We start from the raw sequence: 20,691 nt of genomic DNA, 5'->3' as shown, positions 1-20,691 counted from the left end.
GTTTCTTGTATCCGCAAGTGACGCCTCCCCTGCCGGTCCGAGAGGATCGAAAGACAGAAAAGGAGACGTCGCCATGCGCGGCTATGACGTGATCGAAAACCCGGACCATGTGCCCATCAAAGCCTGGACCCGGGGCGTGCCCATCGAGGATGCGGCACTGAAGCAGCTGAAGAACGTGGCCTCGCTGCCGTTCATCCATAAGCACGTCGCGGTCATGCCCGACGTGCATTGGGGCATGGGCGCGACGGTGGGTTCGGTGATCCCGACGATCGGGGCCATCATCCCCGCCGCCGTCGGCGTGGACATCGGCTGCGGCATGATGGCGGTGCGGACCTCGATCCGCTCCGAACATCTGCCGGACGACCTGTCGGGCATCCGCTCCGCGATCGAGGCGGCCGTTCCGCACGGCCGCACCGACAACGGCGGCCGCAATGACAAGGGCGCCTGGGCCGGCGAGCCGCCCGCCTCTGCGGTCACCCGCTGGGGCGAGCTGAAGGCCGGCTATGACGCCGTGGTCGAGGCCCATCCCAAGGCGGCGCACCCGCGTGGCTTCGGCCATCTGGGGACGCTGGGCACCGGCAACCACTTCATCGAGCTCTGTCTCGACGAGGCTGGCGACGTGTGGGTGATGCTGCACTCCGGCTCGCGGGGCGTGGGCAACCGGTTCGGGACCTATTTCATCGACCGGGCCAAGCACGAGATGCGCCGCTGGCACATCAACCTGCCGGATCAGGACCTCGCCTACCTCCCCGAGGGGACGGACGGCTTCGTCCACTATGTCCGGGCGGTGTCGTGGGCGCAGAAGTACGCGCGCGCCAACCGCGAGGTGATGATGGACAGCGTCCTGACCGTGCTGCGCGCGTTCTGGCCGGATCTGGAGACGACGCAGGAAGCGGTGAACTGCCATCACAACTACGTCTCGAAGGAGAAGCATTTCGGCAAGGACGTCTACCTGACCCGCAAGGGCGCAGTGTCGGCCAAGCTGGATGAGCTGGGCATCATCCCGGGTTCGATGGGGGCGAAATCCTTCATCGTGCGCGGCAAGGGCAATGCGGAAAGCTTCTGCACCTGCTCGCACGGCGCCGGTCGGGCGATGAGCCGGACCGAGGCCAAGCGTCGCTTCACGGTGGAGGACCACGTCCGCGCCACCGAAGGCGTCGAGTGCCGCAAGGACGCCGAGGTGATCGATGAAACGCCGATGGCCTACAAGGACATCGACGCGGTCATCGCGGCCCAGACCGACCTGATCGAGGTCGTCCACACCCTGCGTCAGGTGGTGTGCGTAAAGGGATGACGGGAGCCGGTTTCGCGCGAGCGGAGCCGGCTTTCGTCGTTCAGGCGACTTCGGTGTCGCTTGGCCTCGGCATGACGTCTCCAACCGTCGGACAGTCGGCGATGCGGCGGGTCTCGATGTCGCGACGGTTGACGATCTCTCCGCAGCAGCTGCAGGCCAGACGCGGCGACAGTTCGGCACCGCAGGTCTTGTGGCGGAAGCTGACCCCCGAGTCGCACTCGCTGTAGAGGTGTTTCGAGCCCCAGCCGTGCATGGTCAGCAGGACGTCGGACAGATCCCTACCCTTTCGGGTCAGGACGTATTCATTGCGTGGCGGTCGTTCGGAATACAGGCGCGGCTCCAGCACGCCGTGGGCGACGAGGGTCTTCAAACGCGCGGCCAGGACGTTGCGGGCCACGCCCAGCTGATCCTGCCACTGCTCGAACCGGGTCGTGCCCTGAAAGGCGTCACGGATGACCAGCAGGGTCCAGGGATCGCCGATCACCTCGAGCGTGGCGGCGATGGTGCAGCTTTGTTTGGAATAATCGGCGGTACGTCCCATGGTCGGAAAGTGACCCCGCGTCAGGCGTTTGGCAAGTGGGTTGCCAAAATGGACGCTCCAAGTCAGTATCTTTTCGCAACGGACGTATGGCGATCGCCGGGCGTTTCCTGCATTCCTTGACTGACACGGGCGGAAGCGCCGTCTTCCGCCCGTTCCTTTTGGACCCTGACCCGACGCCATGACCTCGAAGAGCCTTGCTGAAGCCCTGACCCTGAGCCCGGGCCCCGACGGATTGATCGGCACCCTGACCGGCGACTTCTCGAACGGGCCGATCTCTGCGCCGCCCGAGAAGGGCTTTCCGTTCGGGGGGTTGCTGGCCGCCCTGTCGGCCTCGGCCTTGCGCCGTGGCCTGGGCCTGACCCAGCCGTTGCGCAGCCTGTCGATGCAGTTCCTGTCGGCGCCGGCCTATGACACGCCGGTCACCTTCACGCCCCGGATCCTGCGCGGCGGGCGCACCGTCACCTATGCGGCGCTCGACGTGCGCCAGGGCGAGAGCCTGACCCACCACGCCCAGGCCACCTATGGCCAGGACGACGCCCATGCGCCGCGCGTGGCGGGGCGGATCGTCCCGCCTCCGCCCCTCGACAGCATCGACCCGGCGCGTTCCATCAGCGGACCGATGGCACCCTGGTTCTCCCAGCAGGTCGAGTACCGGATGGTGACCGGGCCCAGCCTGCTGAGGGGTCTGACCGGCGATCAAGGCGGAGAGCGGTTGTGGATGCGGACGCGGGATGGAGCCCCTCTGGATGAGGCCCGGCTCTGTTATCTGATGGACGCCGTGTATCCGCCGGGCTGGACCGTCGTGACCCAGCCGTTCCGCGCCGCGACCGTGGATCTGCGCTACGACATCCTCATGGATCCGACCCCGGAGAACGCACCCGATGGCTGGGCCTTCTTCGAGTTTTCGCTGATCGATCTGGGCGGTGGCTGGACGCTGGACGACCTGATCGTGCGCGACGGGACCGGCAGCATTCTCGCCATCGGCCGGCAGCGCCGAAAACTGGCCCCGACCCGTCCGCCCCGGCCCTGATCGCGGCAGTTTCACTGTGCCGCTCACCGCCCCGCTTGAACCCGACCGACAAACCGCCGATCTAGCCGTCACAGCCTTTCAAGGATTTTCCGCCATGTCCGCCGATCCCGTCGTCATCGTTTCCTTCGCCCGCACCCCGATGGGCGGGTTCCAGGGCGCGTTCACGGGCGTGAAGGCGACCGAACTGGGTGCCACGGCGGTCAAGGCGGCGGTGGAGCGCGCGGGCGTCGATCCCGCGAAGATCGACCAGATCTACATGGGGTGCGTTCTGCCCGCCGGCCTGGGTCAGGCCCCGGCGCGTCAGGCGGCGATCGGCGCGGGGCTGGGCCTGCACGTCGAGGCCACGACGCTGAACAAGATGTGCGGCTCGGGCCTTCAGGCCGTGATGATGGCCTCGGACAGCCTCGCCGCCGGCTCCGCCGACGTCATCGTCGCGGGCGGCATGGAATCCATGACTGGCGCGCCCTTCCTGATGAACAAGCACCGCGCGGGCGCTCGCATCGGCCATGACGTCATCATCGATTCCATGATGATGGACGGGCTGGAGGACGCCTATTCGCCCGGCAAGCCGATGGGGTCTTTCGCGGAAGACTCTGCCCGGACCTATCAGTTCACGCGCGAGGCTCAGGACGCCTATGCGGTCGAAAGCCTGACCCGCGCCAATGCGGCGATCACCTCGGGCGCCTTCAAGGCCGAGATCACCCCGGTCGAGGTCGCGGGTCGCAAGGGCACGGTCACGGTCGTCGAGGACGAACAGCCCGGCAAGGCCATGCCGGACAAGATCCCCGGCCTGAAACCCGCTTTCGCCAAGGACGGCACCATCACCGCCGCCTCCTCCGCCTCGATCAGCGACGGTGCCGCCGCCCTGGTCATGACCCGCGAAAGCGTGGCCAAGGTGCTAGGCCTGCCGATCGTCGCGCGGATCGTCAGCCATTCGGCCCATGCCCACGAGCCCGGCCTGTTCACCACCGCGCCCGTCCCTGCGATTCAGAAGGCCCTGGCCAAGGCCGGCTGGACCGCCGCCGACGTCGACTTGTGGGAGATCAACGAGGCCTTTGCCGTGGTGCCGATGATCGCCATGCAGGAGCTCGGCCTCGACCACGCCAGGGTCAACGTCAACGGCGGCGCCACTGCCCTCGGTCACCCAATCGGCGCGTCCGGCGCGCGCGTCCTGACCACCCTGCTTGCTGCGCTTCAGGCGCGTGGCGGCACCAAGGGCGTGGCCAGCCTGTGCATCGGCGGCGGCGAGGCCGTGGCGATGGCGGTCGAACTGGTCTGATCTGCCCGGCCGCACCGGCGCACACGGTCGGACGCCATCAGGCGGCTCAAGGCGTCGGGTCCGCCGGCCAGAACGATCATCACGACGACTCTTGCGACTGCGAATAGTTCTCAAGATTGCGTGGAGATCATCTGTGTGGCAAGCCCCTTTTCGGCGGCTTACAGGAACGGAACACGAACATGCGCGAAGACGGCAAGCTCGACTATCTGGAATTTCCCGCCGCAGACATCGGCGCGGTCAAGGCCTTTTATGATGCGGCCTTCGGCTGGACCTTTCAGGACTATGGGCCGACCTATGCGGCCTTCAATGAGGGTCTGGACGGCGGCTTCGACGCCGATCCGGCCGACCGGTCCAAGGCACCCCTTCCCGTCCTCTACGCCACCGATCTGGAGGCCATGCAGGCGCGGGTCGAGGCGGCCGGCGGCGTGATCCTCAAACCCATCTTCGCCTTCCCCGGCGGGCGGCGCTTCCACTTCCGCGATCCGGCCGGAACCGAACTGGCGGCCTGGTCGGAGTAGACCTCGCCTATTTGGCGTCGACCGAGTCGGCGATCCGTTCGGCCAGGGCCTGATCGGCGCCGTCGAGGCTGGAGGTCCAGACGTGGATCTCGCGCGGGGCCGTCGGGCGCTGGAACATGTGCTCCAGCGCGTGCCGGGTCAGGCCGTCGGTGGTCACCACCGAGGCGCGTCCGCCGGCCATGATCACGTCTCCCGAATAGATCGGGAACTGCGACGACGGCCCGACATAAATGCGCACGAAGGCCTGGCCCGCGCGGGCGATCGTATATTCCTGGAAATCCGGACCGGGCCGACCCGCCGTCAGGCTGAAGCCCATCGGCATCTCCACCGTAAACGGCAGGGCGGCGTAGGCCGAGGGACTGACCGGCGTGGCAGCGGGCACCGGCGCGGGCGCAGGCGGCGCAGGGACCGGAGCCGGCAGGGGCTCGGGCGCAAAGGCCGGCCCCGTCGAGGGTGCCGGGCTCCGGACAGGGGGGTGTACGACCGGCGCGCTGGGCCGGGGGACGGGCATCGGCGGTGCCGCGACAGGCGGGGTCACAGGGCGGGGCTGCGGCACGGTCGGTGTCGGCCGGGGTGTCGGCACCGGCGTTGGCGTCGCTGCGATCGGCGGCGCGACGGGGCGCGGCTGAGGCATGACGGGCGCGGGCGTGGGACGGGTCACCGGCGGTTGGGTCGAGGGCGCTGAAGGACGAGGCACCGGGGCGGGTGCCGTGGAAACCGGCGGAGCGGACGGGCGCGGCTGGGGCATGACCGGAGCCGGGGTCGGCGTCGGCTGGCGCACAGGCGGCGGGTTCAGAGGCGGCGGGGTCACGGGAGCCGGGCGCGGCACCGGTGCGGAGGTCGGCGGTGGCGAATAGACCGGAGCGGGCTGCACCGGACGTGGCACAGGCACGACGGCCGCAGGGGGCGCGCTGTTCAGGCTGCGCGTCAGGTCGCTGCCGGGGCGCTGCGACGGCGGCAGGCCCTGGATCGATCCCGGCGGCGGGGCGGCGGTGGTGGTCTGGGGTGCTGACGACAGCAGCAGGGCGGCAAACACGACGGAGCTCGACATGGCCCCTCTTTCGCGCCTCAGCCCGCGAACGGCAAGGCCCGCAACGCATAGGCGACGACGGCTACCACCGCGGAACTTGCCAAGCACAGCCCGGCGAACCAGGCCAGCTTCTTCCACAGCGGGCCGGCGGCTTCGTCCGGCTCGGGCGGGGGAACGGGATCAATGATGATAGCCGGCCTCCTCGTCGATCTTGCCCCGGAACACATAGTAGACCCAGCCGGTGTAGAGCAGGATCAGCGGCAGGATGATCCCCGTTCCGACCAGCATCAGCCCCAGGGCATTGTCGGGGGCGGCGGCCTGACGATAGTCGATGGCATAGGGCACGACATAGGGCGCGAACCCGACCGCCAGCCCCAGATACCCCGACAGGAAGACCAGCAGCGCGCCCGCGAAGGGCCAGCGATGCGAGCCCTTGCGACCCATGACGAACACGATCCCCAGCCCGATCAGGCCCAGCACCGGGATCAGCAGCAGGGGAGCCAGCGTCGGCATCGACACCGCCAGCCCGTCGCTGAGGTCGATACCCCAGCGCGCCGCGATCCGGGGGTGGATCACCAGGGTCGCCACACTGACCGCCGCCAGCAGCGCCGTGACCGCGACCGCCCCCCACACCGTCCAGCGACGTGCGTCGCCGTGCAGATTGTCGGTCGTCTTCATCATCAGCCAGGTCGAGCCCAACAGCGCGTATCCGGCCACCAACCCGGCCGCGACCAGCAGGGTGTAGGGGGTGAACCAGTCGAACGGCCCACCCGCGAACCGGTCGTTCTCGACTGTCACCCCCTGAATGAAACCGCCGAGGATCAGCCCCTGAGCCAGGGCCGTCAGGATCGAGCCCCCGGCGAACATCTGGGTCCAGAATTTGCGGCCCCGGTTCCGGGCCCGGAATCTGAACTCGAACGCTACGCCCCGCAGGATCAGCCCCGCCAGCATCAGCAGCACCGGCAGATACAACGCCGGCATCAGCACCGAATAGGCCAGCGGAAAGGCGGCCAGCAGCCCCCCTCCACCCAACACCAGCCAGGTCTCGTTACCGTCCCACACCGGGGCGATGGTGTTCATCATCACGTCGCGCTCGCCCGGCGTCTTTGCGAACGGGAACAGGATGCCGACCCCCAGGTCGAACCCGTCCAGCACGACATAGAGCAGCACCGCCGTGGCGATCAGCCCGGCCCAGATCAGAGGAAGATCAAGAGTCATTTCGGACCTCCCAGTACGCCGTCAGGGCCGTCGTCGCCCGGCGTGGTGTCCTCCGGCGCCTTGGCCAGCGGCGTGCCCGGTGCCCGCTGTCCGCGTGGTGCCGGCTCGGTCTTCGCCGCCACCGGACCCTCGGCCATAAGCCTAAGGATGAATATAGCCCCGGCGGTGAACACGATCGAATAGACCAGGACATAGGCGGTCAGCGAGATCGCCACCTCGCCGGTCGTCACCGGGGACACCGCGTCTCTCGTTCTCAGCACGCCATAGACCAGCCAGGGCTGGCGTCCGACCTCGGTCACCATCCAGCCCGCCAGAACCGCCAGGAATCCGGACGGTCCCATGACCAGAGCGAAGCGCAGGAACCAGGGACTGTCGAAGATTCGCTTGCGCCAGATCAACACAGCGCCCCACGCCCCCAGGCCGATCATCAGCAGGCCCAGCCCAACCATGATCCGGAAGGCGAAGAAGGGAATCAGGGGCGGGGGCTGGTCCTCGCGCGCATAGGAATCCAGCCCCTTGATGACCTCGTCCTTCGGCACGCCCTGGATCAGATTGCCGATGCCGGGGACAGACACCTGCAGGTGATTTTTCTGGGCACCTCGATCAGGAATGCCAAACAGGTGCAGCGGCTGATCAGCCCGGGTCTCCCAATAGCCTTCGATCGCAGCGGTCTTGGACGGCTGATACTTGTGCGCGACCATGCCCGACTCATGGCCCACGATCAGTTGCATAGGTGCGAGCACGGCGATCAGGCCAACCGCCATCACCAACGATATCCGGCTCTCGCTCCAACCCTCGGTTTTGACGCCAGCCGTCCGGTCCTTAAGCAGCCGGTATGCGGACACGGCTCCAACCACCAGCCCTGTGGTGATGAAGGCCGCCAAAAGCATGTGGGCCAAGCGCGACGGGAAGCTGGGGTTGAAGATGACCTGCCAGTAGTCGGTCGCCTCGAACCGGCCGTCGGCCATGATCTGAAACCCCTGCGGCGTCTGCATCCACGAGTTGGCCGACAGGATCCAGAAGGCCGAAATCGTCGTCCCGATCGCCACCAGCACCGTCGCGGCGAAATGCAACCGTGGCCCGACCTTCTTCCAGCCGAACAGCATGACCCCCAGGAACGACGCCTCGAGGAAGAAGGCCGTCAGCACCTCATAGGCCAGCAAGGGCCCGATCACCCCGCCGGTCAGGCGGATGAACTCCGACCAGTTGGTGCCGAACTGGTAGGACAGCACCACCCCCGACACCACGCCCATGCCGAAGCTGAGGGCGAAGATCTTCACCCAGAACAGGTACAGGGTCATGAAGGCCTGACGCTTCGTCGCCAGCCAAAGCCCCTCCAGCACCGCCAGATAGGCCGCCAGCCCGATCGTGAAGGCGGGAAACAGAATGTGGAAGGCAATGGTGAAGGCGAATTGCAGTCGCGACAGCAGAAGTGCGTCGAAGTCCACGGTCAGGTGTCCCGAATAACCCTAGTCAGTGCAGGTTGACTGCGCCTTCGCCAGGGCAGAGTCTACGGGCGATAGAGCGCGCGACGCGACGCCGCACGGCCAGGGTTACGCACATCGGTTAACGTCAGGCGGCGGGCAGTTCAACCCAGAAGGTCGCACCTTCGCCCGGTGCCGACTCGACCCCGATCGATCCGCCCTGGAGCTCAACGAGCCGCTTGGCCAGGGCCAGACCGATGCCGTGGCCCTCGACCGTGCTGCGCTCGAGTCCCAGGCGATTGAACGGCTCGAACAGCTGGGTCTGCTTTTGAGGCGTCAGGCCAGGCCCCTTGTCGGAGACCTCGATCCGGATGCCGAAGGGGATGCGGAGAGCCCGGAATGTCACCGCCCCGCCGGCCGCACCGTACTTGACGGCATTGGTCGCGAAATTGTCGATCACCTGGGTCAGACGCTGGGAATCGGCCTGGGCGATCAAGCCGATGCCCTCGCCCTCGACCTTCACCTTCAGTCCCTGGGCGTCAGGGCGCATGGCGGTGGACCGGCACACATCCTCGATCACCCCGACCACATCGGTGGGCCGCAGCTCGACCTTGACGGCCCCGGACTCTGCCCGCGCCACGTCCAGCAGGTCGTGGGCCAGGGTCTCGACCTGCCGCGCGGTCTTGACCAGCATGTCGGCCATTTCCTTCTGCGTCGCCGTGACCGGACCCAGTTGACCCGAGGACCACAGGTCGCCGATGCCGATGACTCCGGCCACCGGGCTCTTGATCTCATGGGCGACGTTGGCGAGCAGGCGGGACTTGGACTCTGAGGCCAGTTCGGCGCGTTGCTGTCCCGCCTTGGCCCGCTCGGTCAGGCCATCCACCTGGTTCAGAAGTGCGGCGACGAGCATGAAAGGCATGCAGACGGACAGAAGCATCAACTGCGAAGTCAGAACTCTGATGCCGGGGTCAAATCCGACCAGGGATTGAGGCGGTTCCCCGTAGAGGATAGACCAGAACATGATAACGGCGGTCGCCAGCATCGAAATGGCGACGCCGGTCAATCGCAAACGCGCTGCGATGATGACCAGCAGCATGTTGAGAATGAACGACACCGGTCCCAGCCTCAGAATATAGTAGGCCCACGCCACGGCGGTCAGCATGGCCAGGAGGCCGATCCACTCCGCCATTCTGACGGGATCGATCAGAACCTTGGCCGACCGGCCGTTGACGCCCAGAACTATGGGCAGGATCAGCGTCATGCCCAGGGCGTGGCCAAACCACCACATCTGGAAACCGGTGAGGAGCGGTACTCCTTTCAGGTTGGCCAGAACCAGACAGCCCAGTCCGGCTCCGATCAACGGCGCGACGAGAGCAGACACGCCGATCACGGTGACGGCGGATCGAACCGTGGACAGGCTTTGACCGGGGGCGAAGCGCCGCATCAGCAGGACGGCGGCTACGATCTCCACCCCGTTGACAGCCGCCAACGACAGGGACGCGAACGGCGCGTACCCCATGAGCAGCAGACCCGCCAACAGGCCGCCGATGACGAGCCCACCGAAGCAGAGGTCAAACGCCAGACCCTTGCCGGTCCGGACCCAGATCGCCGAGGCGACCGCATTGGCCAGCCACATCACGACGACGCCCTCGGTCGTCATCCCAAAACGAATGCCCAGGACCGTCAGCAGGACTACCGCGCAGGCCGTCGCCAGCGGCCCCAGGGGCTGTGCAAACGCCGTGCTCGGACCCGCCGCCCCCGCTCGCGCGGGCCGACGTACAGGGGCAGGCGCAAGGGGCCTGGTTGGAGCTTCCAGCACGCGGCTGACGGACATCAGGCAGGACTCGGATCGAAACGGGACGGCAATCTATCGCCCCGCCTCCCTAATATCCGGTGAAGTTAGCCCCGACCGGACGCCGCCTCCCAGGCCTGGGCCAGAACGGCATTGAAAGCGCGCACCGCCTCGCCTGGCCCCTCGGGATAGGCCCAGACCCCGGCGCTGACGGCGACGAAGTCCGCGCCGGCCAGGGCCAGACCTGCGGCATTGTCGACCGTGATCCCGCCGATCGCCACGCACGGTGTCTCGATGGTCTGCTGCCAGATGGACAGGATTTCCGGATCGGGCCGGTGCGTGGTTTCCTTGGTGTCGGTCGCAAAGAAGGCCCCGAACGCGACATAGTCGGCCCCCGCCTCCGCCGCCTCCATGGCAAGGTCGCGGCTGTCGTGGCAGGTCGCACCGATCATGGCGGCGGACCCCATCAGCCGCCGCGCCGAGGCGACCGACGCGTCCGACTGACCCACATGAACCCCGTCACACCCCAGATCGGCGGCCAGGTCCGGACGGTCGTTGAGGATCAACGCCACATCATGCCTCCGCGCGATCGGGGCCAGGCGCGTCACCGCCGCGCGAATCGTCGCCTCGTCGGCCGGCTTCAGCCGGACCTGCAAGGCCGCCACATCACCCGCCCCGAGCGCGGCTTCGAGCTGCCCGGCAAACGCGTCCAGATCGTCGATCCGGGGTGGCGTGATGAGGTAGAGTCGGGTTTGCGGGCGTTCAGGAATACTGGAAGGTCTGGCCATGACGTCCGCCTGCCCCGCACGGTTGCGTGCGTCAACCCGCGACAATGCGAACGACTTGCAGGCGCAGGAATCTGTGCTACAGAGAACCATTCTCAGTTCGGCTTCGGGATCTGCCTTTCCGTGTACGTGTGCAACTGCAATGGCCTTCGCCAGCGTGACGTCGCCCTCGCCATCGAGGCGGGTGCCACGCGCCCTCGCGACGTCTTCGCCCGCAACCAGTGCCAGGCCCAGTGCGCCAAGTGCGTCTGCGAGATGCGCGCGATGATCCAGGAAAGCCGCGAAATCTACGCCATGGCGGCTGAATAAGGGCTCAACGGCTGGCCCGCGCCGCCTTCAGGCGAGCAACCAGATCACGCCGCGCCGCCTCATAGTTACCTTCCAGAACCGACCTCTGTTTCTGTAACGCGGCCACCTCGGCCGCGATATTGCCCATCTCGGTCGCCTGTTTGGCGTCGAGGCGTTCCAGTCGTTCTTCTAGGTCCGCAACCCGCGCCTTCTGAGCAGGCGTGGGTCCGGAATCGGGCCCGCGTCGGGGTGCCTTTGAAATTTCGCCCGGATCGATTGCCTCCCCCGTCTGGATCACCTCACCCGGCTGCGCCTGGGCGGCGTCGAAGGCCGGGCCATCGGTGATCTCCCGCGCCAACCCCGACTTGAAGATGTCCTGGCTCATACCCCATGCCTTCAAGGCCTTGGGGCGCGATGACGCCGCCACGGTAAAGGCGTGGAAGCCGTCAGACCATGTGAAGACCTTCAATCTGGCCATGACATCCTCCGTCCCCGCGCAAATGCCTCCGTGTCGTCGCCGGTTCCGCCGAATGGGACCTGTGCAGATTGTCACAGAGGCGGCGATTTGTACGACGTTTCATTTCTGTGGTTGACACCGGTGTCAGACATCGCCTTATTCAGCGGGCCAAAAGTCGGCGAGATTCTGTCCAGTTCCCACAGAGGGGCGGGCACCCTGGGAGGAGACCCGAAATGTTGAACTCACGCACCCGCGCGCTCTACTGCGCCTCCGCAGTCGCCCTGATGACCGCCGCCTTCGCCGCCCCGGTCGCGGCCCAGACGACGCCCGCCGAGCCGTCGCAGGACGAAGTCGCCGAGGTCGATGAAATCGTGGTCACCGGCTTCCGCGCCGCCCTTCGCCGCGCCCTGGACACCAAGCGCAACTCGAACGTGATGGTCGACGCGATCAACGCCGAGGACATCGCCGACTTCCCCGACGCCAACCTGGCCGAATCGCTGCAGCGCCTGCCGGGCGTGTCGATCGATCGCGACAACGGCGAGGGCCGGACGATCTCGGTTCGTGGTCTGGGCGGCGACTTCACCCGCGTGCGACTGAACGGCCTAGAGACCCTGTCGACTTCCGGCTCCAACGACGCCGGCTCCAGCCCCAACCGCGGGCGCGGCTTCGACTTCAACACCTTCGCCTCGGAACTGTTCAGCTCGCTGAAGGTCCAGAAGACCGCCTCGGCTGAAACCGATGAAGGCGCGCTGGGCGCTACCGTCGATCTGGTCGCCGGACGACCATTCAACTTCAGCGGTCGTCGCTTCGCCGTGTCGCTTCAGGACGCCTATTACGAGAACGGCGAAAAGCACAATCCGCGTGTCGCCCTGCTGGCCTCCGACCGCTGGTCGGTCAACGGTCTGGGCGAGTTCGGTCTGCTGGGGTCGATCGCCTACAACAAGCGCGACACGCTCAGCGACACCTATGAGCGCCAGGCCGGCCAGAGCGACTACGCCTATCGTGGCGCGACCTTCCAGGGCACCAGCAGCCCGGCGGGCACCGAACGCCAGGGCTTCGCCCTGCCGACCGGCTCGCTTATCCCGAACGTGACCAACCCCAACGCCCTGGCGCTGCTTACCGGGTCAAATGCGGCGGCCTATGCCTTGATCAACGGCACGGGGCGTGGGTCGCTGGTGCGTATTCCCGCCCTGCCGACCGTCAACCATCGCGAGATCAGCCAGGAGCGCGTCGGTGTGACGCTGAGCGGCCAATGGCGGCCGACCGATCGTACTACGGTCAGCCTGGACGGCCTCTTCTCCAAGTTCGACAGTGAATCGGTCAACTATCAGATCGTTCCGGTCGGCCTGAACCGCAACAACACCTCGGGCGTCATCCCCAACGCCACCAACTACAGCTTCAATACCGCCCGTCCGGGTGCCCCCAGCGCCGGCACAGCCAACACCAACCAGGGTTCGGCAACCCAGCGGCGGGGCCTCTATGCCAACTGTACGGCGCAAGGCGTTCTGACCGGAGCGGACGGCGCCAGGATTCGTGACGCGATCGATTGCGGGGGAACAAACCTTGTTCCTGGCTATGCCTTCAGCTTCAACCCTAACAACCTCGACACCTACGAATACTACAATAACACGAACTCGCCCGGCTATGTGGCGGACGCCTATGGCCTGGCGGCGCGGGGCTCGTTCATCGGGCGTCCTGCGATCAGACTGATCGATGCGGCGCTCAGCGCCGATGGGTCTCAGGCGGAGTATCTGAAGCTCGGCAACGTCGACATGCGTTCGGCGGCGGACTCCGGAGCCTACACCACCGAGTTCCAGCAGCTGTCGGTGCACGTCGATCACGAGTTCTCGGACCGGTTCCGGATGCAGGCCCTCTACGGCGCGTCCAAGTCCACCAACGTCAGCACCGGCCTGCTGGCCGAGTTCAACCGCATGGACTCCGGCAACGGCACCCCGGGCAACGACTACTTCATCTATGACGCACGGGGCGGCGGCGACTTCCCGCTGATGAACTTCGGTTTCGATGTGGCCGATCCGACCAAGTGGGACTTCGTCAAGGGCTTCTCGGCCATCCGCCACTATCGGCGCGAGACCGAGAACACCTATAGCGGCGGCCGCCTGGACTTCACCTTCGACGCCAACGACCAGATCACGCTCAAGTTCGGCGGCGGTCAGCGTCGCTTCGGCTTCAGCACCAACCAGTTTGAGCGGCTGATCGGCGACACGGTCAACCCAAGCTTCCTGGAAGGCGCCACCCGGACCAACACCCGTGAAATGGGTCAACTGGTTCAGTGGGGCCAGGGTCTGGATGTGCCGGCCGGCATGCCGACCTCATTCTGGGCGCCAAACCTGGAAGCGTTCAAGGCCCGCTACGGCTTCGACTGCGACTGCATCAACACCTACGGCGACTGGCGTCTGTCGGATCTGCGCAGCCCCGCCAGCAAGTTCGGCGTGGATGAAGTGGACACCAGCTTCTATCTCCAGGCCGACTTCAACACCCTGCTGTTCGATCGCGAACTGCGCGGTAACCTCGGCGTCCGCTACGCCCTTACCGAGCTGGAATCCGCCGGCCTGACCACCACGGCCCGTCCGGTTCGGGCGGTTAACGACTATGATGACACCCTGCCATCGGTCAACCTCGTCTATGAGGTGATGGACGACCTCTATCTGCGCTTCGGCGCGGCCAAGGTCATGGCGCGTCCGCTGCTGGGTAACCTGGCACCTAGCATCACGGCCTTCTCGGTGCCCAATACGGCGGGCACGACCACCGGCGGCTCCATCACCCTGGGCAATCCCAAGCTGCAGCCGTTCCGCGCCACCAACCTCGACTTCGGGATCGAGTGGTACTTCGCCCGCGACGCCCTGTTCTCGGTCGCCGTGTTCAACAAGGACATCTCCAGCTTCCCGCAGACTCTGGTCGGCGAGGGGCGTCTGACGGAGATTCTGACCGCCGATCAGATCGCCCAGTTGCGTGAAGCCTTCCTCGACGCACCGGGCGCCGTGCCCAATGTGAACCTTGCCAACCAGCGCGCCTATATCGACAGCAACCAGGTCTTTGGCATCCGCCAGTTCCGCGATGCGCCGGGCGGCACCCTGACGGGCATCGAGATCGCCTATCAGCAGAACCTGCGCTTCCTGCCCTGGTATTTCTCGAACCTGGGCATCCAGGCCAACTACACCCACATCGAGAGCGAGCTGAACTACATCCTCAGCCCGCAGCCGCTGGTGGTGGGCAAGGGACCATTCCTCGGCGCTTCGCCGGATGCGTTCAACTTCACGCTCTACTATGAGGTCGAGAAGTTCACCGCTCGGGTTTCGACCTCCTACCGGGCCGAATACCAGACGACGTATCCGCTCGCGACCGGCACCTGCGATCCCGGCGTTTGCGACAGCCCGCTGGTCAACGACTTCGGTGGTAGCGCGGCGACGACCAACATCGACTTCTCGGCCACCTACAAGCTCACCGATCTGATCAGCGTCACGGCCGAAGCCCTGAACCTGACCGACCAGGCCAATGACCGCTGGGCCTATTCGGAAGACCCCGTCACGACCTCCTATGGCCGCAACGGCCGTCAGTTCTTCGTCGGCGCACGGATGACGTTCTGATCACCCATCTCTCCTGAACCTCGACACGGCGTCGGCTTCGGCCGGCGCCGTTTTTCTTTCAAGGACCGATTGACGATGCGCCTGACCCTGAAGATCGCGGCCGCCAGTGTCGCCCTCATGGCCTCCCCCGCTCTGGCCCAGACGACCGCCCCGACCCCCGCCAACGTCGTTCCGCCGGCCCAGCCCATCCGGGCGTCGAAGATCATTCTCGTCGGTGATTCCACCACCGCCGTCGCCGGCGGCTGGGGTCCAAGCTTTTGCGCACAGCACGTCACCTCGTTCCTGACCTGCACCAATCTGGCGCGCGGCGGACGGAGCAGCGGCAACTATCGGACCGAGGGGTCCTGGGACATCGCGCTGGGGGAGATGTCCACGCCCAACTATGTCGCCACCTATGTGCTGATCCAGTTCGGGCACAACGACCAGCCGGGCAAGCCGGGCCGCTCCACCGACCTCGCCACCGAGTTTCCCGCCAACCTGAAACGCTATGTCGAGGAGACCCGTGCGCGCGGTGCCATCCCCGTCCTGGTCACGCCCCTGACCCGCCGCCAGTTCGTAGACGGCCAGTTGCAGAACGACCTCGATCCCTGGGCCGAGGCCATCCGCCGGGTCGCCGTCGAAACCAATACGCCCCTGGTGGACCTGAATGCCTCCAGCGCCGCCGCCGTTCAGGCCCTGGGTCCTGCGATGTCGGCGCGCTTCGCCCAGGCCGCGCCGCTGCCCGAGGTCGGTGCCGCCCTGCTGACGGGGACCACCATCCCGGCGTCGGGCAACGCCCCGGTTGCACCCGCCCCGGTGGCACCGAACACCCCGGCGGTCGCGGTGACAGCCCAGAACAATGCGGCGGTCGAGCCGATGGGCCAGGCCAAGCTGTCGTTCGACTACACCCACCTGGGCACGGTCGGTGCCGACTTCTTCGCCGACCTGGTGACGCGTGACCTGGTCCTGGCTGTGCCGGCGTTGCGGCGGGCGTTGATCCTTTAGGCGGTCAGGAACCTTGCCGCGGTGCCCAGGGCTCCGTCCCGCCGCAATCCGCTGTAGGCCGCCGTCACCGCCGACCTGAATCGCTTATCGGCCACAAGCGCAGCCGAGAACACGGCCGACAGGCTCAGCAGCGCGTCGACCCGCGCCTCATCCGTATCCGCCCCAACCAGCAATCGCGCCGTCTCGGCCGCCAGCGGGTCCTGAACGACATAGGGGTTGCCCGCCTCGTCCACCCCGTCCTGCCAGCGCATCCAGGCGGCGACGCCGAGCGCGAGGGCGTCGATGGACTGATCGGCCGCCAGCCGGGCCTCGATGGTGTGCAGCAGGCGCTGCGGCAGCTTCTGGGAGCCGTCCATGGCGATCTGATAGGTCCGGTGCATCAGGGCGGCGTTGTCGAACCGGGCCATCAGGGCCGTGCGATAGGCGGCGAGGTCGAGCCCCGGCGGCGGGTTCAGCGTCGTCTGGGCCTCGTCCCACAGGCGCAGCACCACGGCGCGCAGGGCCGGCTGGGCCACGGCCTCATGCACATGGGCGTGGCCGGACAGGGCGCCCAGATAGGATACCGCCGAATGGGCGCCATTGAGCAGGCGCAGCTTGGCGTCCTCCCAAGGCTCGACGGCCTCGGTCAGCTGGACCCCGAACGCGATGAAGTCCGGACGTTCTCCCGCGAACCAATCCTGCACCACCCACTGGGTGAAGGGCTCGGCCTTGACCATGCCCTCGTCGCGGAATCTGAGCCGCGCTTCCAGCCGGTCGATGTCGTCGGGGATGGTCGCGGGCACGATCCGGTCGATCATAGTCTGGGGGAAGGCCCCCTCGGCCGCGATCCAGTCGGCCAGGTCCAGATCGATGCGCCGGGCCATCTCCAGCACCCCGGCGCGGATCCGCTTGCCGTTGTGGGGAAGGTTGTCGCAAGAGATGACCGTGAAGGGTTTGAGCCCCGCAGCCTTCCTCGCCTTCAGGGCCGCAACGATGAAGCCGGGTGCCGTGATCGGCCTGGAGATGTCGATCAGATCGGCCGCGACCTCGGGGTCGTCCAGCATCAGGTCGCCCGTCGCCGGGTCGAGGCGATAGCCCTTCTCGGTCACCGTCAGGGTGACGATGTGGACGTCCGCATCGGCCATGGCGGCCACCAGCGCCGCCGGGTCCTGCGGCCCCACCATGACCTCCTTGCCGGCCCCGATGATCCTCAGCCGCTCCTCGGCCCCGTCGCGCACCACCAGGGTATAGAGGCCGTCCTGCGGGTTCAGCTGTTCGGCCACCGAGGGCGACCTCAGCGACGCGCCCAGCACCCCCCAGCGCAGGTCGCCTGACGCCAGGGCATCGTCGAACACCACCGCCTGGTGCGCCCGGTGGAAGGCCCCGATGCCCAGGTGGACCACGCCGGTCCTGACCGCCGCCCGGTCGTAGCCGGGCCGGGCGACCTCGGCCGGCAGGCGCGACAGCGAAGCGTCCGACAGCCGGCTCACAGCCTGTAGGCCGCCTTGACCAGCCCATAGGTCAGGGCATGGGCCAGCTCATGCGCCTCGTCCTCCTCCATCCGGTGTTCGACCACCAGTTTGGCGAGGAAGCCGCAGTCCATCCGCCGCGCCACATCGTGCCGCGCCGGGATCGACAGGAAGGCCCGCGTATCGTCGTTGAAGCCGACGGTGTTGTAGAAGCCCGCCGTCTCGGTCGTCTGTTCGCGGAACCGCCGCATCCCCTCGGGACTGTCGTGGAACCACCAGCTGGGCCCCAGCTTCAGCGCCGGATAATGCCCGGCCAGCGGGGCCAGTTCGCGGCTGTAGGACGTCTCGTCGAGCGTGAACAGGATCAGGGTCAGGCGGGTGTCCGAGCCGAACCGGTCCAGCAGGGGCTTGAGCGCCCGGACGTAATCCGTCTGGGTGGGGATATCGCAGCCCTTGTCCCGGCCGAACCGCTCAAACACCGTGGCCGAATGGTTGCGGAAGGATCCGGGGTGAAGCTGCATCACCAGCCCGTCCTCAACCGACATGGCCGCCATCTCGGTCAGCATCTGGCCCCGGAACAGTTCGGCGTCGGCAGGCGTCGCGGGGCCCGTCGAGACGCGGGCGAACAGGGCTTGCGCATCCGCCTTCGACAGGTCCGCGGTGAAGGCGGTCGGGTGGCCATGGTCGGTCGAGGTCGCCCCCATCGACGCGAAGACCGCCCGCCGCGCCCGGTGCGCGTCCAGGTATCCGTCCCAGGTCAGGGTATCGAAGCCGGTCTGGTCGGCCAGGACCTTCAGATTGTCGCGGAACCCCTCATAGTCGGGATCGACCACCGGATCGGGCCGATAGGCGGTCAGGACCCGCCCCTTCCAGCCCGAGGCCGCAATCGCCTTGTGATGCTCCAGGGTGTCGATCGGCGATTCCGTCGTCGTGATCACCTCGATGTTGAACCGCTCGAACAGGGCGCGCGGCTTGAACGCCTCGGTCTTCAGGGCCGCGTCGATGACGTCGTAATAGTGGTCCGCCGTCTCGGCCGATAGCCGCACGTCGATGCCGAAGGCCTCGGCATAGACCCAGTCGTGCCACATCCGCGACGGCGTGCCCCGGAACAGGTGATAGTTCGATGCGAACCGCCGCCAGATCGCCCTCGGATCGGTCTCGACCGGACCGCCGTCGGCACGCGGAACCCCCAGATCCTCCATCGCCATCCCCTGCGAATGCAGCATGCGGAAGACGTAGTGGTCGGGCGTGATCAGCAGCTCGGCCGGGTTGGCGAAGTTCTCATTGCCGGCAAACCACGACGGGTCCGTGTGCCCGTGCGGGCTGATGATCGGCAGGTCCCTGATCTGCGCATACAGACGCCGCGCCACACCGCGCGTGTCGGGATCGACAGGGAACAGGCGGTCGGGATGAAGGCGAAGGGACTGGGTCATCGCCGGGATGAATCCTGCACGGGGGAACCGGTGTCAACGTCCTTTCAGGTATCGGTGAACCCGAACGGGGCCGAGGTCCGCCGGATGTCGTCGGCCAGGATCTGGCGGCCGATCGGCGGGGCCGATCGTGCCGTGCATTCGGTGCGGTGGCACAGCCGACAGGTCACGCCGATGGGGGTCGGCGCAGGGGGCGTCGCATCGGCATAGACCAGCCGACCCGCATGCTCGGCCGCACAGCCGAGCGCGATGGCCCGCTCCACGCGGGGTGCGCCGAAACCCCCGCCACCCGCCGTCACCGTCCGGGCGATGGAGAAGAACCGCTGGCCGTCGGGCAGTTCCAGCCACTGGGTGACGATCTCGCGCGGCGTGCGGAACGCCGAATGCACCGACCACAGCGGGCAGCCGCCCCCGTGCCGGGCGAACGGAAATCCCGCCCCGTCCAGCCGCTTGGACACATTGCCCGCCGGATCGACCCGAATGAAGAAGAAGGGCACGCGCTCCGACCCCGGCTTCTGCAAGGTCGTCAGCCGGTGCGCGGTCTGCTCGAAACTGGTCCCGAACTGTCGCGCCAGGGCCTCGATGTCATAGCGTTTCGCCTCCGCCGCCCGCGCGAAGGCGCCGTAAGGCATGACGATCGCCGCCGCCGCATAGCTGGCCAGGGCCCGCCGGGTCAGCCGTTCGCCGCTGTCGGTGGCGAAGGTCGCGGAGGCTACGACGGCGTCCATGACGTCGGCCATCTCAAGGTGGGCGACCTGCTGCGCCATCTGGAAGGTGCGGCTGGCGGCGTCGAGCGCGTCGTCGAGCAGCAGCTGCTTCCGGTGCAGGTCCAGCCGACGCACCGACCCGACCATGACGTCGGTGGGGAGCCTGCGCACCGTCAGCCCGTGACGGGTGAGCAGATGCTTCGCCAGCCCACCCTCGTCCGTCAGGGTCTGGCCCAGCCGTTCGGCCGCGTCGTCCAGGGTCGGGAAACTGTTCCTCCGCGCCGCCAGGAACCGCCGCGCCTCCCCCACCGGGTCGGGTGCGCCCTCATCTCCGTCCAGCGCCTCGACCCCGCGGTCCGCGAGCGCCAGATGCTCCTCCTGATAGGCGGTGTAGAGCCTCAACAGGGCCTCAGTGACGCCCGGGAAGTTGGTCGCCAGGTCGGCGTTCTCCAGCGGCGGCAGGTCGATGTCGGCGAACATCGGATCCTTCAGCACCCCGTGCAGACGCGCCGTGATCTCCGACCCGTCCGACCGGGCAAGCGCCGCCATGTCGATCTTGTAGGTCTGGGCCAGCCGCAGCAGGATGTCCGCCGTAAGCGGCCGGTGGTTGCGCTCCAGCAAGGCGATGTAGGAGGCCGATACCTCCAGGTCCGCCGCCATGTCGGCCTGGGTCAGGCCCAGGTCACGCCGAATCCGGCGCAGGCTGGGACCGACGAACAGGCGGCGGGGCGTCATCATCGCAAGGCGTCTCCGGGCGGCAGCATCGCCATCCTTACAGCATTACACCAGATCTCTGTAAAGTTTGACAACTCGACTTCGCAGCGCCTTCGCAGGCGCAGCATCGGGGCCTATCCGGCG

The 20,691-nt window shown here is 67.1% G+C and carries 17 protein-coding genes; 7 read left to right on the top strand and 10 right to left on the bottom strand.

Annotated elements, in window-relative coordinates; all coding sequences use genetic code 11:
- Positions 1–73: 73 nt before the first annotated feature.
- Positions 74–1,294, top strand: a complete 1,221-nt coding sequence (locus O5K39_RS09505; protein ID WP_271147026.1) for an RtcB family protein — start codon at positions 74–76, stop codon at positions 1,292–1,294.
- A 40-nt stretch (positions 1,295–1,334) separates the two neighbouring features.
- Here the strand turns inward: O5K39_RS09505 and O5K39_RS09500 are convergent, their stop codons facing one another.
- The gene (locus O5K39_RS09500; RefSeq protein ID WP_271147025.1) at positions 1,335–1,835 is read right to left on the bottom strand and encodes a helix-turn-helix domain-containing protein; all 501 of its coding nucleotides are present in this window, start codon (positions 1,833–1,835) and stop codon (positions 1,335–1,337) included.
- Positions 1,836–2,013: 178 nt separating this feature from the next.
- Here O5K39_RS09500 and O5K39_RS09495 point away from each other — a divergent pair, with 178 nt between their 5' ends.
- From O5K39_RS09495 to O5K39_RS09485, 3 genes are all read left to right on the top strand, one after another.
- Positions 2,014–2,865: a thioesterase family protein gene (locus tag O5K39_RS09495; protein WP_271147024.1), complete on the top strand. Its 852-nt coding sequence runs from the start codon at positions 2,014–2,016 to the stop codon at positions 2,863–2,865.
- 94 nt (positions 2,866–2,959) lie between these two features.
- A complete protein-coding gene (locus O5K39_RS09490; RefSeq protein WP_271147023.1) occupies positions 2,960–4,144 on the top strand; it encodes an acetyl-CoA C-acyltransferase in 1,185 nt (394 codons plus the stop codon).
- A gap of 179 nt (positions 4,145–4,323) precedes the next feature.
- Positions 4,324–4,662 carry a VOC family protein gene (locus O5K39_RS09485; protein ID WP_271147022.1) on the top strand — a complete coding sequence of 113 codons (339 nt, stop codon included), beginning with the start codon at positions 4,324–4,326 and terminating at the stop codon, positions 4,660–4,662.
- A 7-nt stretch (positions 4,663–4,669) separates the two neighbouring features.
- On the opposite strand, the gene O5K39_RS09480 is transcribed toward O5K39_RS09485, so the two are convergent.
- The 5 genes from O5K39_RS09480 to thiE form a co-directional block, all read right to left on the bottom strand.
- Positions 4,670–5,713: a hypothetical protein gene (locus O5K39_RS09480; RefSeq protein ID WP_271147021.1), complete on the bottom strand. Its 1,044-nt coding sequence runs from the start codon at positions 5,711–5,713 to the stop codon at positions 4,670–4,672.
- Between the two features lie 159 nt (positions 5,714–5,872).
- Positions 5,873–6,910 (bottom strand): cytochrome d ubiquinol oxidase subunit II, encoded by a 1,038-nt coding sequence (cydB, locus tag O5K39_RS09475; protein ID WP_271147020.1) that lies wholly within the window; start codon positions 6,908–6,910, stop codon positions 5,873–5,875.
- Entirely contained in the window at positions 6,907–8,358 is a 1,452-nt protein-coding gene (locus O5K39_RS09470) for a cytochrome ubiquinol oxidase subunit I (RefSeq protein ID WP_271147019.1), read from the bottom strand. Before O5K39_RS09470 ends, cydB begins: the two co-directional genes overlap by 4 nt.
- Before the next feature lie 124 nt (positions 8,359–8,482).
- A complete protein-coding gene (locus tag O5K39_RS09465) occupies positions 8,483–10,171 on the bottom strand; it encodes an ATP-binding protein (RefSeq protein ID WP_271147018.1) in 1,689 nt (562 codons plus the stop codon).
- Between the two features lie 65 nt (positions 10,172–10,236).
- Positions 10,237–10,917, bottom strand: coding sequence for a thiamine phosphate synthase (thiE, locus tag O5K39_RS09460; RefSeq protein ID WP_271147017.1), 681 nt, complete (start codon positions 10,915–10,917; stop codon positions 10,237–10,239).
- A 120-nt stretch (positions 10,918–11,037) separates the two neighbouring features.
- Here thiE and O5K39_RS09455 point away from each other — a divergent pair, with 120 nt between their 5' ends.
- Positions 11,038–11,223, top strand: coding sequence for a (2Fe-2S)-binding protein (locus tag O5K39_RS09455; RefSeq protein WP_271147016.1), 186 nt, complete (start codon positions 11,038–11,040; stop codon positions 11,221–11,223).
- A gap of 4 nt (positions 11,224–11,227) precedes the next feature.
- Here the strand turns inward: O5K39_RS09455 and O5K39_RS09450 are convergent, their stop codons facing one another.
- The gene (locus O5K39_RS09450) at positions 11,228–11,680 is read right to left on the bottom strand and encodes a hypothetical protein (protein ID WP_271147015.1); all 453 of its coding nucleotides are present in this window, start codon (positions 11,678–11,680) and stop codon (positions 11,228–11,230) included.
- A 212-nt stretch (positions 11,681–11,892) separates the two neighbouring features.
- Between O5K39_RS09450 and O5K39_RS09445 the strand changes: the two genes are divergently transcribed.
- On the top strand, positions 11,893–15,264 hold the full coding sequence (locus tag O5K39_RS09445; RefSeq protein ID WP_271147014.1) for a TonB-dependent receptor: 3,372 nt from the start codon (positions 11,893–11,895) through the stop codon (positions 15,262–15,264).
- A 75-nt stretch (positions 15,265–15,339) separates the two neighbouring features.
- Positions 15,340–16,248 carry a rhamnogalacturonan acetylesterase gene (locus O5K39_RS09440; RefSeq protein WP_271147013.1) on the top strand — a complete coding sequence of 303 codons (909 nt, stop codon included), beginning with the start codon at positions 15,340–15,342 and terminating at the stop codon, positions 16,246–16,248.
- On the opposite strand, the gene O5K39_RS09435 is transcribed toward O5K39_RS09440, so the two are convergent.
- From O5K39_RS09435 to O5K39_RS09425, 3 genes are read right to left on the bottom strand one after another with little or no spacing between them, the layout of a single operon-like run.
- Complete coding sequence (locus O5K39_RS09435) at positions 16,245–17,717, bottom strand: mannitol dehydrogenase family protein (RefSeq protein ID WP_271147012.1); 1,473 nt, start codon at positions 17,715–17,717, stop codon at positions 16,245–16,247. The two genes, O5K39_RS09440 and O5K39_RS09435, sit on opposite strands and share 4 nt — an antisense overlap.
- Entirely contained in the window at positions 17,714–19,129 is a 1,416-nt protein-coding gene (gene uxaC / locus O5K39_RS09430; protein WP_271147011.1) for a glucuronate isomerase, read from the bottom strand. Before uxaC ends, O5K39_RS09435 begins: the two co-directional genes overlap by 4 nt.
- Positions 19,130–19,173: 44 nt before the next feature.
- Positions 19,174–20,571 (bottom strand): helix-turn-helix transcriptional regulator, encoded by a 1,398-nt coding sequence (locus tag O5K39_RS09425; protein WP_271147010.1) that lies wholly within the window; start codon positions 20,569–20,571, stop codon positions 19,174–19,176.
- Between the last annotated feature and the right edge of the window lie 120 nt (positions 20,572–20,691).

This window comes from Brevundimonas sp. NIBR10 (genome assembly GCF_027912515.1).
Taxonomy (GTDB): domain Bacteria; phylum Pseudomonadota; class Alphaproteobacteria; order Caulobacterales; family Caulobacteraceae; genus Brevundimonas.
Note: the sequence above shows the minus strand (reverse complement) of the source record. Positions and strands in the feature narration are given on the sequence as shown.